Origin of the sequence: Bacillus sp. jun7, from assembly GCF_051034795.1 — a bacterium.
GTDB classification, from domain to species: Bacteria; Bacillota; Bacilli; order Bacillales; family Bacillaceae; genus Bacillus; species Bacillus velezensis.
Window position 1 is genome coordinate 2392310 of record NZ_CP093219.1, and the last position, 13825, is coordinate 2406134.

Annotated in this window: 17 protein-coding genes; 14 read left to right on the plus strand and 3 right to left on the minus strand. The window is 45.8% G+C overall.

What is annotated here, in order from left to right; all coding sequences use genetic code 11:
• Window positions 1–84 precede the first annotated feature (84 nt).
• A complete protein-coding gene (gene soj / locus MJQ52_RS11595; protein WP_007409899.1) occupies window positions 85–846 on the plus strand; it encodes a sporulation initiation inhibitor protein Soj in 762 nt (253 codons plus the stop codon).
• Window positions 839–1690: a ParB/RepB/Spo0J family partition protein gene (locus tag MJQ52_RS11600; protein WP_004392966.1), complete on the plus strand. Its 852-nt coding sequence runs from the start codon at window positions 839–841 to the stop codon at window positions 1688–1690. The genes soj and MJQ52_RS11600 overlap by 8 nt, the downstream gene beginning before the upstream one ends.
• Window positions 1691–1718: 28 nt before the next feature.
• On the opposite strand, the gene yyaC is transcribed toward MJQ52_RS11600, so the two are convergent.
• Window positions 1719–2333 (minus strand): spore protease YyaC, encoded by a 615-nt coding sequence (yyaC, locus tag MJQ52_RS11605; protein WP_004392969.1) that lies wholly within the window; start codon window positions 2331–2333, stop codon window positions 1719–1721.
• Between the two features lie 293 nt (window positions 2334–2626).
• Window positions 2627–2956, minus strand: coding sequence for a GNAT family N-acetyltransferase (locus tag MJQ52_RS11610; protein ID WP_223257575.1), 330 nt, complete (start codon window positions 2954–2956; stop codon window positions 2627–2629).
• A 143-nt stretch (window positions 2957–3099) separates the two neighbouring features.
• Here MJQ52_RS11610 and MJQ52_RS11615 point away from each other — a divergent pair, with 143 nt between their 5' ends.
• The 12 genes from MJQ52_RS11615 to MJQ52_RS11670 all read left to right on the plus strand — a co-directional run bounded on the left by MJQ52_RS11615 (window position 3100) and on the right by MJQ52_RS11670 (window position 12452).
• Window positions 3100–4125, plus strand: coding sequence for a YkvI family membrane protein (locus tag MJQ52_RS11615; protein WP_104843023.1), 1026 nt, complete (start codon window positions 3100–3102; stop codon window positions 4123–4125).
• An 85-nt stretch (window positions 4126–4210) separates the two neighbouring features.
• On the plus strand, window positions 4211–4417 hold the full coding sequence (locus tag MJQ52_RS11620) for a DUF951 domain-containing protein (protein WP_004392973.1): 207 nt from the start codon (window positions 4211–4213) through the stop codon (window positions 4415–4417).
• Between the two features lie 46 nt (window positions 4418–4463).
• Complete coding sequence (locus MJQ52_RS11625) at window positions 4464–6467, plus strand: molybdopterin-dependent oxidoreductase (RefSeq protein ID WP_205161077.1); 2004 nt, start codon at window positions 4464–4466, stop codon at window positions 6465–6467.
• Window positions 6468–6593: 126 nt separating this feature from the next.
• Window positions 6594–7694 (plus strand): redox-regulated ATPase YchF, encoded by a 1101-nt coding sequence (gene ychF, locus MJQ52_RS11630; protein WP_004392975.1) that lies wholly within the window; start codon window positions 6594–6596, stop codon window positions 7692–7694.
• Between the two features lie 111 nt (window positions 7695–7805).
• The gene (rpsF, locus tag MJQ52_RS11635; protein ID WP_004392977.1) at window positions 7806–8093 is read left to right on the plus strand and encodes a 30S ribosomal protein S6; all 288 of its coding nucleotides are present in this window, start codon (window positions 7806–7808) and stop codon (window positions 8091–8093) included.
• Window positions 8094–8132: 39 nt separating this feature from the next.
• Window positions 8133–8651, plus strand: coding sequence for a single-stranded DNA-binding protein SsbA (ssbA, locus tag MJQ52_RS11640; protein WP_004392979.1), 519 nt, complete (start codon window positions 8133–8135; stop codon window positions 8649–8651).
• 43 nt (window positions 8652–8694) lie between these two features.
• The gene (rpsR, locus tag MJQ52_RS11645) at window positions 8695–8934 is read left to right on the plus strand and encodes a 30S ribosomal protein S18 (RefSeq protein WP_004392983.1); all 240 of its coding nucleotides are present in this window, start codon (window positions 8695–8697) and stop codon (window positions 8932–8934) included.
• Window positions 8935–9124: 190 nt separating this feature from the next.
• Window positions 9125–9706, plus strand: a complete 582-nt coding sequence (locus MJQ52_RS11650) for a bifunctional transcriptional activator/DNA repair enzyme AdaA (RefSeq protein WP_434181817.1) — start codon at window positions 9125–9127, stop codon at window positions 9704–9706.
• The gene (locus MJQ52_RS11655) at window positions 9703–10230 is read left to right on the plus strand and encodes a methylated-DNA--[protein]-cysteine S-methyltransferase (protein ID WP_048367907.1); all 528 of its coding nucleotides are present in this window, start codon (window positions 9703–9705) and stop codon (window positions 10228–10230) included. Before MJQ52_RS11650 ends, MJQ52_RS11655 begins: the two co-directional genes overlap by 4 nt.
• A 26-nt stretch (window positions 10231–10256) precedes the next feature.
• The gene (locus MJQ52_RS11660; RefSeq protein WP_094247317.1) at window positions 10257–11015 is read left to right on the plus strand and encodes an exodeoxyribonuclease III; all 759 of its coding nucleotides are present in this window, start codon (window positions 10257–10259) and stop codon (window positions 11013–11015) included.
• A gap of 62 nt (window positions 11016–11077) precedes the next feature.
• The gene (locus tag MJQ52_RS11665; protein ID WP_070082670.1) at window positions 11078–12016 is read left to right on the plus strand and encodes a LacI family DNA-binding transcriptional regulator; all 939 of its coding nucleotides are present in this window, start codon (window positions 11078–11080) and stop codon (window positions 12014–12016) included.
• Between the two features lie 55 nt (window positions 12017–12071).
• Complete coding sequence (locus MJQ52_RS11670) at window positions 12072–12452, plus strand: VOC family protein (RefSeq protein ID WP_004392999.1); 381 nt, start codon at window positions 12072–12074, stop codon at window positions 12450–12452.
• A gap of 31 nt (window positions 12453–12483) precedes the next feature.
• On the opposite strand, the gene MJQ52_RS11675 is transcribed toward MJQ52_RS11670, so the two are convergent.
• Complete coding sequence (locus MJQ52_RS11675; protein WP_004393001.1) at window positions 12484–13815, minus strand: MFS transporter; 1332 nt, start codon at window positions 13813–13815, stop codon at window positions 12484–12486.
• Window positions 13816–13825 lie beyond the last annotated feature (10 nt).

Consider the following 13825-nt stretch of genomic DNA (forward strand, 5'->3'; position numbering starts at 1 on the left):
TTATGAAAAAAATAAAACGCTTTACTCTTTTTTTGATAAGATAGAAACAAGACAGTACATGTTCATGTGAAGGTAGGTGACATCGTGGGAAAAATCATAGCAATTACGAACCAAAAAGGCGGAGTCGGGAAGACGACGACTTCTGTTAATCTGGGGGCTTGCTTGGCTTACATAGGTAAAAGGGTTCTTCTTGTTGATATTGATCCGCAGGGCAATGCAACGAGCGGATTAGGGATTGAAAAAGCCGATGTGGATCATTGTGTGTACGACATTTTAGTAGATGATGCAGATGTTACAGATATTATTAAACCGACTTCAGTAGAGAACTTAGATGTCATTCCGGCCACGATCCAGCTTGCGGGAGCGGAAATCGAATTGGTTCCGACGATCTCACGGGAGGTCAGGCTGAAAAGAGCATTAGAATCAGTGAAACAAAATTACGATTACATGATTATTGATTGTCCTCCGTCTCTCGGGTTATTAACGATTAATGCGCTTACTGCTTCAGATTCAGTCGTTATCCCGGTTCAGTGCGAATACTACGCTCTTGAAGGATTGAGTCAATTATTAAATACAGTTCGGCTTGTGCAAAAACATTTAAATACCGACTTAATGATAGAAGGAGTGCTTCTGACGATGCTTGATGCCAGAACGAATCTCGGCATTCAAGTGATAGAGGAGGTAAAGAAATACTTTAGAGATAAAGTGTATCAAACCATTATCCCTCGCAATGTCCGTTTAAGTGAGGCGCCGAGTCACGGCAAGCCGATCATATTATACGATCCGCGTTCGAGAGGTGCGGAAGTATATTTAGATTTAGCAAAGGAAGTGGCAGCGAATGGCTAAAGGCGGGCTCGGAAAAGGGATTAACGCGTTGTTTAATCAGGTTGATTTGTCTGAAGAGACAGTGGAAGAGATTAAAATCAGTGATTTGCGCCCCAATCCTTATCAGCCAAGAAAACAATTTGACGATGAGTCATTAGCTGAACTGAAGGAATCCATCATTCAGCATGGCATTCTTCAGCCCATTATCGTGAGAAAATCATTGAAGGGCTATGATATTGTAGCCGGCGAACGCCGTTACCGCGCCGCAAAACTTGCCGGTAAAGAGACAGTGCCGGCTATCGTGCGGGATTTATCTGAATCGCTGATGCGGGAAATCGCTCTTTTGGAAAACCTTCAGCGTGAAGACTTATCACCGCTTGAAGAAGCTCTGGCATATGACTCACTGCTGAAGCATTTGGATTTAACCCAGGAACAGCTCGCTAAACGGCTCGGGAAAAGCAGGCCTCATATTGCCAACCATTTAAGACTGCTGACGCTGCCGGAAAGCATCCAGAACCTCATTGCAGAAGGTACGTTATCCATGGGACACGGCAGAACCTTGCTTGGTTTGAAAAATAAAAACAAGCTTGAACCGCTTGTGAAGAAAGTGGTTGAAGAACAGCTGAACGTCCGTCAGCTTGAGCAGCTGATTCAGCAGTTAAACAACAATGTTCCACGTGAAACAAAGAAAAAAGAACCTGTTCAAGATGTTGTGTTAAAAGAGCGGGAATCGTATTTGCAAAATTACTTCGGAACAACAGTAAATATTAAGAGACAAAAGAAAAAAGGGAAGATTGAGATTGAGTTTTTCTCAAATGAAGATCTTGAACGTATCCTAGAACTATTGTCTGAAAGAGAAGCGTAAAAACCATCTTTTTTTAAAAGATGGTTTTTTATATACGTCTTGTCAGCTTATGAAACGGACTGAGCCGTTCCTGCCGGCCTTCTGATTTATCTGTCAGCTGTAACCCCTCTGCTAAAACATTTGCCATGCTCATAACAAGATGAAGCCTCGTATTCTGCAGGACAAAATACTCCATAAACCCGCTGACATTGACGATTCCATTGATATGGACGTCACCAATTTCAGGAAGGTCTTTTTGAACACCTGCTCCGGGCTTCAGCGGCCCATCGCCGATTTGAAATGAGCCTACGCTTTTGACGCGGCCTAAACAAGCATCAACCGCTATAATAAACGGATTTTTATGTAGATGTTGAATATCTTTCAGCTTGTCTTTCATATTGACGGCGTGAACAGGATCTGACAGCGTGCCGTAAACGTGCAATCTGCCTAAATTCATTTTTTCTAACTTTGTTCCTACGAGCGGACCTAATGAATCTCCGGTCGACCGATCTGTACCGATACACACGGTGACTAACGGTCTGCCGGCTGCTTTACGTAAAGATGAAGTAAGGATCGCTTGTATTTGATTCGCAGCAGAAGAATCCGTATGAGATACATATTGTTTTGCCCGTTCTTGAGAAAAAAGCCCGCCTTTTCGATTCATAAGGTTCACTTCCTTGTCATGTCATACGAGTATTACATTGTTGTTTTTGGTGATGTAGGTTGTTTACAGTATATCCAGCGCTGCCTTTTTTTATGCTTATGTCATGATCAGCATGCCGGTTGTTTGAAAAGAGCGGGATAGAAAAAAGAACTCAGAGCAGTTATTCTTTAAGTTCATGAAAGAAATAAGACCATTTGATCTACATTACATATTGCTGATGATCTAATTTCAGCGCTCTTTTTTCTGTAGAAAAGAGGGTAAATCCTAACTGAGCGTAGAGTTTTTTTGCGGGTTCATTTGTTGAGTAACAGAGAGATGGAGCTGTCTGTGTCTTTCATCTTTTTTGCTGCCTGGCTGATGGCTTCCGTCAGTAACGCTTTTCCTGCGCCTGACCTTCGATGTTTGGGGGAAATATACATAGAACCGATAACCGCAATGTGTCTTAGTTTAAACAGCGAATGCTTGGAGATCTTGAGGATTCCTATCAGTCTGTCTTTTTCAAAGGCGCCAAGCACGATGGCATTACCGGATTCAAGCCTCGCGTCCGGGTGATCTTTTGAAGCTTTGAGCCTGATATCGGTGTAAGGCTTGGTATCATTTGCGGTTAAACGCCTGATGTACATGATTTGAGCTCCTTATATAAATAAAATTTTCTGAATAGTCAATCGTCGTTATCATACCATATTTGTCCCATTTGTATGAATGATTGCCGCTGTCACTCAATATAGTAGCAATATGCGGAGATGATCAGAAATTTTATGAGGTGATGAGGGTGTGGAGAGCCGGGATGAAGTGGATGCTGCTCATATTAAGCAGCCAGATTGGGGCTGGGTATGCAAGCGGGCAGGAAATATGGCAGTTCTTCGGTGTCGAAAGCGGACTGGCTATTGTATTGTTTACAGTCATGTTTACGATTTCGGCTTATATTGTGTTGAAGATCAGCTATCGGGTTCAATCAACGCACTTTTTACCTGTGCTTGAGCATCTGATGGGGCCGGCTCTTGCTAAAGTCTATGATGTGCTTATTATGTTTTATTTGTTTTCAATGACGATGGTTATGATTGCCGGCGGCGGTGTGACGCTGCAAATTTACAAGCTGCCGTTTTGGATCGGTATTTTTCTTCTTTGCATTGTGACCGTCGGTTTATTCTTTTGGGATATAAAAGGAATATTATCTCTGAATAGTATTTTGATACCGATTCTTGTAGCGGGGCTGTTATATGCATTGGTCTTTTTTCAGACAACCCATCATTACACGTGGACGATAGATTTGACCCGCCAGTATAATTGGCCGGCAAGCATTACCTTCACGTCCTTAAACATCCTTTCTGTTGTCGCTGTTCTTTCTTCAATCGGGAAAGATATGAAAGGACTGGGAGAAGCGAAAATCGCAAGCGTTGCAAGCGGGCTGATTTTCGGTGTGATTTCATTTGTTTACAATGAAACGCTTGTGCAGCTTTCAGGCAGTCTTACACAATATGAGATGCCTCTTTTCGCCGTCCTTGAAGGCGCTCCTTATCCGTTATTTCTTTGTATGGCCGCCGTGCTTTTTTTAGCCATCTATACGACAACCGTGACCGGTCTGTTCGGGCTTTCCAGCCGCATGCTTGCATTTGTGAAATTGCCGAGATGGACGCTCGTAGCTCTTCTTTTAGCTGTGATGGTGCCTTTTACGACAATCGGTTTTTCAGATTTGATCGCGATTTTATATCCCATTTACGGGCTTTTAAGTCTTTATTTGCTGGTATGTCTTCTTCTTTACCCTATTTTAGGGAGATGGAAAAAAGTATAATGCTCATTTTGAGTGCGGCCGTTGCTCTTATCCTGTCTTTTTTTGTACAATAAATAAAGCAGTCTATGGAGAGAGGTGAAGGGTCTTGGCGGATAAAGACTTTGGCCTGAATGATATTGTTGAAATGAAGAAACCGCATCCTTGCGGTGAAAACAGGTGGAAAATCATTCGGATGGGAATGGATATTCGGATCAAATGCACGGGTTGTTCCCACAGTGTCATGATTCCGAGAAGAGATTTTGAGAGAAAGCTGAAAAAAGTACTCGTCAAGCATGAGGAGCCTACATCATAAGGGCTGGCGCTCATGCTTTTTCATATAGAGGAGAGGAAGAGGCCAGATGAGCAAAGTGCATCAGTCAGCGTGCCCGCTGAATTGCTGGGACAGCTGCGGCTTTTTGGTGACAGTTGAGGATGGAAAGGTGACGAAAGTAGACGGAGACCCGAATCATCCCATTACGGAAGGAAAAATTTGCGGCCGGGGCAGAATGCTGGAGACGAAAACGAATGCGCCGGAACGGCTTCGTTTTCCTTTAAAAAAGAAAGACGGCGAATTTGTCCGCATTTCCTGGGAGCAGGCGTTAGATGAAATTGCTGAAAAAATGGCGGTGATTAAGGAGACGTTGGGCACTGCCGCAGTGCTGCACAGTCATGATTACGCCAATAACGGTCTTTTGAAGGCGCTCGACCAGCGTTTTTTCAATGGATACGGCGGTGTAACGGAGATTGCGGGCAGCATTTGCTGGGGTTCCGGCATTGAAGCGCAGCGCTGGGATTTCGGGCGTTCTTACGGGCATGGACCGCTTGATATTTATCACAGCAAGCATGTGATCGTATGGGGCAGAAACGTGTCCCGGACGAATATGCACCTCTATCATCATCTGCAGCAGGTGAAGAAAAAAGGAGCGACACTGACGGTCATTGATCCTATTTTTAACCCGACTGCAAAGCTTGCCGATCGGTATATATCCGTCAAACCCGGCATGGATGGCTGGCTTGCGGCGGGTGTTTTAAAAATATTATGCCAAACCGGCAGAACCGATTCCGATTTCATTCAAAGGCATTCGGTCGGTTTTGAAGAAATAGAAAAGCTTCTGAAGACGATTTCTTTTGAGGAGATCATTGAGAAAACAGAAACGTCTTTAGAAGTGCTTGAATATCTTGCTGATTTATATGCTGACGGTCCCGCCTCCACTTTTATGGGTCTTGGGATGCAGAGATATAAAAACGGGGGCGGGACGATACGGTGGATTGACGCTTTAGCTGCGGCGAGCGGAAATGTCGGTATCAAAGGCGGCGGCGCAAACTTCGGAAATGTGCAAGTCGGTGAAAGCTTTGCAAAGGCCGAGCTCACCCGTCCTGATCTGAAGAAAAGTTCGAGAACGTTTTCGATGATGACTCAAGCCGAAGAGGCGCTGAATGCAGCCGATCCGCCGATTGAGATGATCATCGTGACGTGCGGCAATCCGCTGACACAGGTGCCGAATACAAAAAAAGTGAAGGAAGTGTTTGAAAAAACACCGGTCACAGTGGCCATTGATTCGGTCATGACCGATACGGCGAAGCTCTGTGACTATGTGCTGCCGACGGCCGTTGTTTTCGAAGAGGAAGATATTTATTATTCCAGCATGTATCATCACTATGTTCAATATGGCAAGAAGCTTGCGGAACCGCAGGGAGAGGCAAAATCAGACCGTTGGATCTGGACGGAACTCGCAAAGCGTCTCGGATTCGGGGAGCTGTTTGATTACAGTACGGAAGATTTCTTGAAAATGGGGCTCTCTTCTTTGGAGAAAGAAGGAATCACCCTTGAGCAATTAAAGGAAAAAGGACATATGCCGCTTCCGGTCAAACAGGTTCCGTGGAGTGATTTTCAATTTTTAACCCCGAGCGGAAAATTTGAATTCGTCTCGTCACTGGCAGAAGAGAAAGGATACAGCGGCCTCCCTCAATTGGAGGTGCCGGAGGAGTCTGTTTATCATGACGCCGGGCTTGCCGGGAAATACCCGTATACGCTGCTGTCCATTCACCCGCAGCGCTCCAATCATTCACAGCACGTGCCGTTTATTGAAAAGCTCCAGCAGATTCAGGTGGATCTGTCGCCGGATATCGCCGAGGAGCTTTCACTTCAAGACGGAGATACGGCAGAGGTATACAATGACCGCGGCCGTCTGCGCGGCAGGGTGAAAATCATGAAGCAGGCTCACCCGAAGACGGTGAATATAGATGAAGGCATGTGGGCGGCATTCGGAGGCTCCGTCAACATGCTCACAAAGGATTCAAATTCCGATAATGGAATGGGAAGTACGCTTTTTGACTGTCTGGTAGCGGTTAAAAAAGGATAATCTAAGGAGTGAGAGGGCGGGAAATGCTTTTTTCTCAGCTTGTCTTTTCCTATGAACCTCCTTATAATTGCTCTAGGTTTACAATACGTTTATACGATGATGGTTTGATATAGAGGAGATGAAAGAATGGCTTTAACTGCTGGAATTGTCGGTTTGCCGAATGTCGGAAAATCGACGTTATTTAATGCAATTACCCAGGCTGGTGCCGAATCAGCCAACTACCCGTTCTGTACAATTGATCCGAACGTGGGAATCGTGGAAGTGCCGGATGAACGTCTGCAAAAGCTGACTGAATTGGTGAACCCGAAAAAAACGGTGCCGACTGCGTTTGAATTCACTGATATCGCGGGGATCGTAAAAGGCGCATCTAAAGGTGAAGGACTCGGAAATAAGTTTCTTTCTCATATCCGTCAGGTAGATGCGATCTGCCACGTTGTACGCGCATTCGCTGATGACAATATTACGCACGTGTCAGGGAAAGTCGATCCGATTGACGATATTGAAACGATCAACCTTGAATTGATTCTTGCCGACATGGAGACAGTCGAAAAACGCATCACGCGTGTAAGCAAGCTTGCGAAGCAAAAAGACAAAGAAGCGGTTTTTGAATTTGACATTCTGTCTAAATTAAAAGAAGCTTTCGAACAAGAAAAGCCTGCCCGTTCCGTTGAATTTACGGAAGAACAGCAAAAGCTTGTGAAGCAGCTTCATTTGCTTACGTCAAAACCCGTGCTTTATGTAGCAAATGTAAGCGAGGATGAAGTGGCTGATCCTTCAGATAATGAATATGTTGCGAAAATCCGGGAGTACGCCGCGGGTGAAAACGCCGAGGTTATCGTCGTCTGCGCGAAAATTGAGTCTGAAATTGCTGAATTGGAAGGCGAAGAAAAGCAAATGTTCCTTGAGGAGCTCGGCATCGAAGAGTCAGGTCTTGATCAGCTGATTAAAGCGTCATACTCTCTTCTCGGTCTTGCGACATACTTTACGGCGGGCGAACAGGAAGTGCGCGCATGGACATTCAGAAAAGGCATGAAAGCTCCTGAGTGTGCGGGTATCATCCACACTGACTTTGAACGCGGCTTTATCCGCGCTGAAACGGTTGCTTATGAAGACCTTTTGGCAGGCGGCGGAATGTCCGGAGCGAAAGAAGCCGGAAAAGTGCGTCTGGAAGGTAAGGAATATGTAGTCCAAGACGGAGATGTCATTCATTTCCGATTTAATGTATAGGACACAGTTGTAAAGGGACAAGAGCTTTGGTATAATATAAACTTGTGAGTAATAGAATTATTGCTCCTTGCCCATTATAGGGCCGCTTAGACCAAAAGGAGGTGCAAACAGATGAAAAAGTACGAAGTTATGTACATTATCCGTCCGAACATTGACGAAGAGTCAAAGAAGGCAGTTATCGAGCGTTTCAACAACGTATTGACTTCTAACGGAGCGGAGATCACTGGAACAAAAGATTGGGGTAAACGTCGTCTTGCTTACGAAATCAATGATTTCCGTGACGGTTTCTACCAAATCTTAAACGTTCAGTCTGAAGCTGCAGCGGTTGCTGAATTCGACCGTTTAGCTAAGATCAGTGACGATATCATTCGCCACATCGTTGTTAAAGAAGAAGAATAAGCAATTTGAAATATATAATGTTAAAAGGTGGTCTTTCATATGCTTAACCGAGTTGTATTAGTCGGAAGACTGACAAAAGACCCAGAGCTTCGTTATACGCCAAGCGGTGCGGCTGTCGCCACGTTTACTCTTGCTGTGAATCGTACATTCACGAACCAGTCCGGAGAACGTGAAGCCGATTTCATTAATTGTGTCACTTGGAGAAGACAAGCCGAAAACGTTGCAAACTTTCTTAAAAAAGGAAGCCTTGCCGGCGTAGACGGCCGACTCCAGACAAGAAATTATGAAAACCAGCAGGGACAGCGTGTCTTCGTGACAGAAGTCCAAGCTGAAAGTGTTCAATTTCTTGAGCCTAAAAACAGCGGCGGTTCTGGATCAGGCGGATACAACGAAGGAAACAGCGGCGGAGGCCAATACTTTGGCGGAGGCCAAAATGATAATCCGTTCGGCGGAAATCAGAACAACCAGAGACGAAATCAAGGGAACAGCTTTAATGATGATCCATTTGCCAACGACGGCAAGCCGATTGACATCTCGGATGATGATCTTCCGTTCTAATAGATTATCGCTATATTCATAACGAGAAAGGTGGGAAATGACAATGGCAGGAGGACGCAGAGGCGGTCGTGCGAAACGCCGTAAGGTTTGTTACTTCACTTCTAACGGCATTACGCACATCGATTACAAAGATGTAGATCTTCTTAGAAAGTTTGTTTCTGAGCGTGGTAAAATCTTACCTCGCCGTGTAACTGGAACAAACGCGAAATACCAACGTAAATTGACTATCGCGATCAAACGCGCACGTCAAATGGCTTTACTTCCATACGTAACTGGCGAGTAAGCCGAAAAAAGAGCAAGAGCCTACGGGCTCCTGCTCTTTTTTTATATCAGTCCCCCTCCATCCTGCCGAAATGTTTCACATGAAACATGGAAGTGCTCCTGACACCTATCTTTGTTATCTTGCTCCTCTATTCAAAAACGCGTACTTATGCAATGAATTTGTTTATACTGAAAAACAGGGGGTGGCTGAGATGGAGACAGACAGAAATATCCTGACTGATGAAAAGTGGAGCGCAATCATACGCAATGATGCTTCTTATGACGGAGTATTTTATTATGCAGTAAAAACGACGGGGATTTTCTGCCGGCCTTCTTGTAAATCGAGAGTTCCGAATAAAGAAAACGTGCTGGTGTTTGATACGGCTGATGCAGCGCTCGAGAGACATTTTCGTCCCTGTAAAAGGTGCCGGCCGAACGGTCTTCGTCTTCCTGATGAAGAATGGATTGCTCAAATCATTGAATACATTGAACGCCATTATCACGAATCCCTGACTCTGAGTGTACTGGCCGAAATGTGTCACGGCAGCCCCTATCATTTACAGCGGACATTTAAAAAAATCAGGGGAATGTCCCCGATTGAGTATATACAGAAAATAAGATTGTCGAAGGCGGAACACCTTTTAAAGCATACTGATATGACAGTCATGGAGATCGCTCTGACTGTCGGAATTCCAAACACAGCGCATTTCGCCACTCTTTTTAAAAAGAGAACCGGAAATTCGCCCACAGAATACCGAAAAACTGCCGGAATGGGAAAGGGAGGCTCAATATGAGTAAAGAGACAATGGTCTATTGGACACTTTTCACACGGAATGATTGGAGCCTGTATACAGCCGCCACATCTAAGGGGCTATGCTTTATAGGTTCAAATCATGGAAGCTTTGAAGAGCTTGAGCAGTGGGCAAAAAAATCACTGCCGCAATACCAATTGGCACGTGATGATGAGAAGCTGGCGTCTTACACGGCAGAGCTGTCCGAGTACATCGAAAATGGCAGATCAGCTTTTTCAGTGCCGGTGGATCTTTACGGGACAGAATTTCAGCTTGCTGTATGGAAAGCGCTTATGGACATACCGTACGGCGAGACATACTCCTATTCGGATATAGCAAAAATGATTCAGAAACCGTCAGCCGTAAGAGCCGTGGGCGCCGCGATTGGAAAAAATCCGGTATTGATTACGGTTCCGTGCCATCGCGTCATTGGAAAAAACGGGAAACTGACCGGATTCAGAGGCGGTTTAGAAATGAAAAAGCAGCTGCTGGCATTAGAGGGCGGAAACATTGAAACACTGGAATGACGGCTGAGCCGGACAGGAGGGAACACATGAAACTGATTTCTTGGAATGTAAACGGCTTACGTGCTGTGATGAAAAAGATAGATATCAATACTTACGTTCAGGAAACGGAAGCCGATATTTTATGTCTGCAAGAAACGAAAGTACAGGACGGACAAGTATCATTACAGCTTGAAGGGTACCATGGCTATTGGAACTATGCGGTGAAAAAAGGCTACTCAGGCACGGCTGTTTTTTCGAAAGAAAAGCCGCTTCACGTGTTTTATGGATTGGGAATTGACGATCATGATCAAGAAGGACGGGTGATCACACTTGAATTTGAGAACGTGTTCGTCGTCAACTGTTATACGCCGAATGCCAAACGCGGATTAGAGCGAATTGATTACCGTCTTCAATGGGAAGCCGATTTTAAGGATTATCTGAAGAAGCTTGACCGGAAGAAGCCCGTGATATTATGCGGCGATCTGAATGTCGCACACAGGGAGATAGATTTAAAAAATCCGAAAGCCAACCGGAAGAACGCCGGTTTCTCGGATCAAGAGCGGGAAGCGTTCAGCGCCCTGCTGAACACAGGATTTACCGACTCATTCCGCTATTTATATCCTGATCGGGAAGGCGCCTATTCCTGGTGGTCTTACAGGACGAACGTACGTGAGAAAAACATCGGCTGGCGGCTTGATTACGTCATTGTTTCAGACAGACTGAAGCCGCGGATCAGCCAAGCGGCCATTTGTGCCGATATCATGGGTTCTGACCATTGCCCTGTTGAAATGACAGTGGATTTATGATGAGATAGCAGTAAGAGAAATCCACTCTTGCTGCTTTTTTATCACCGAAAATGGAGGAGCACATGGCAAATATAAAAGAGATTGCGAAACTGGCGAATGTGTCGGTGGCCACCGTATCACGCGTATTAAACCGACACCCGTACGTATCTGAGGAGAAAAGGCGTCTTGTGAATCAAGTGATGAAGGAGCTGGATTATACCCCTAATCGAACTGCCATTGATCTGATTCGCGGAAAGACCAATACGATCGGCGTGATATTGCCGTACAGTGACCATCCCTGCTTTGACAAAATTGTAAACGGTATCACGAAGGAAGCGTTTGCCCATGATTACGTGACAACCCTTCTCCCCACCAACTATGACCCCGCTATAGAGATGACCTATTTCGAACTGCTGAAAATGAAAAAGATTGACGGACTGATTGTCACGTCCCGCGCGAATGAATGGGAAACCGCCGTGCCTTACCTGGAATACGGCCCCATTGTCGCTTGTGAATATACGCAGCATCAAGAGATTCCCTGCGCTTATAATGACAGGCAGGCAGCTTACAGAGAAAGCTTTTTGTATTTGAAAAACCGCGGACATCAAGACGTTGCTTTTACATGTGTGCGGGAAGCGGAAAAAAGCCCGAGTACGGCCGACAAGGTAACCGCATATAAGGCCGTTTTCGGCTCTCTTGATGAAACCCGCATTCTGGTCGGATGCCATGATATGGACGACGGAAAGCGGGCAGGTGAACACTTCTGGGGTTTCGACAAGGCGCCGACGGCCATCTATGCGCACAGTGATGACGTGGCTGCCGGCTTGTACCAGTTTGCGAAAGAACAGAAATGGGACGCGGAGATCATCGGCGAGGGAAATCTGAGCGTCAGCCGGGCATTGAATATCCCATCTCTGGAACTTCATTTGGAACGGGTCGGAAGGGAAGCATTTTTGCTGTTTTTGCACGGAGAAACGGCTAAAAAACAAATTATGCATCAATTTCAGCGGAAAAAGTCTTGAGCTGAAATGGGTTTCATGCTTTATAACTAGATTGAGAAAAAAAGGAGGCGGACATATGCGAATTGAACATGCGGCCATATGGGTGAAAGATTTAGAACGGATGAAAGAATTTTATGAGAAATACTTCGGCGCCAAGGCCAATGACCTTTATCATAATGAGAAAAAAGATTTCAAATCGTACTTTCTTTCGTTTGACTCCGGATGCAGGCTGGAACTTATGAAAAAAGGCGGCATTGATGAAGCTCCGTCACAGAATATGACCGGATGGGCGCATCTCGCATTTTCTACAGGCAGCAAGGAGCGGGTGAATGAATTGACGGAGACGTTTAAAAATGACGGATTTCAGGTTGTAAGCGGCCCGCGCGTGACGGGTGACGGATATTATGAGAGCGTGATAGAGGATGGGGAAGGCAATTTGATAGAAATCACAGTGTAACAGTGCGGGGGAACCCGCACTGTTTTATTGATTAAATTTGCTGAGCATTAGTTTTCGGACCGAAGAGAATTAACAAAACGGAACATAGAAGCCAGCAGCCGCCGATGAACAAAAAGACACTGATGTATCCGAGTTTTACGGCAATAAATCCGACGAGCAGGGAACCGAAGATGTTGGAAAAACGGCCGAGCCCGTACGCCAGCCCGCTCCCGGCCGAGCGATATTCCGTAGGGTACGGCTCCGATGTATATGCGTATAAGTTTGAGGTGAAAACCCGTTCCGTGACGTTGACGACAAATCCAAACACAATAATCATGACGGGAATAAACGTCATGCCGTATAACAGTCCGGCAATGGCAGTCAGAAAAGCGCTTGCGGCCAGAATCCATTTCCTTTGGAACGTCTCGGATATCATGGAACCGAGCAATGCGCCAAGCGGTGCGCCGACAGAGTGAAGCACATTGTACCACAGCGTTTTTTCCATGGTGATGCCGTTGCTTTTCAGCAGGCTGGGCACCCATGAAGCAAAGCCGTAAAAGCCAAAGGTTTCAAGAATCCATACCGCTGACAGGATGATGGTGATCTTTAAATTCCTGCCCTGAAACAGCCCTAAGTAGCCTGCGTGCTTCACTGTATGTACTTCTGCCGCCTCTTTTGGCGCGGGAAGCGGGCCTTTTTCTTTCTCTATACGTGCTTCAAGACGGTTCATAATGGCGTTTGCCTGATCATATGCGCCCCGATTTTCGTGCCAGCGCGGCGATTCCTCAAGCCGGCGGATAAAAAAGAAATAAATGAGACCGGCCGCCCCCCATACGAATACGAGCCGCCACCCCCATGAGCCTAAAGGAATGACAAAAGCGGAAACAACGTTTGTGACGGGAACGCCGATTAGTCCGATCATGGCGCAAAAGGAGATATATTTTCCCCGTACGGATGATGGGAAAAATTCCGCCAAATAGCTGTTCGTCACAATCATGGCGGCCGCGACGCCGAGCCCGGTCAAGAAGCGAAAAATCATTAAGGACGGAATGTCCCATGCCAGCGCATTCAGAAAAGATGAGATCGAAAAGACAAGGACAAAACAATTCAGCGCTTTTTTCCTGCCGATCCGATCGGACAGCCTTCCGCCGATGGAGGCGCCTAAAAACATGCCCAGGAAGGATGCAGCCGTGATGTCGGCAATGACGGACAGCTTCACGCCCCAATGCTCAATCAGCGCCGGAGCCACGTTGCTGAGCGTAAACAGGTCAGCGAGATCGAAAAAATAGATGATTCCGAGAGCGGTTAATACTTGATAGTGCACACGCGAAATGGGGAGACGGTCTAATCGGTTCGCTACATTTGAGAATGTCTGATGTTTCATAAAAAACCCC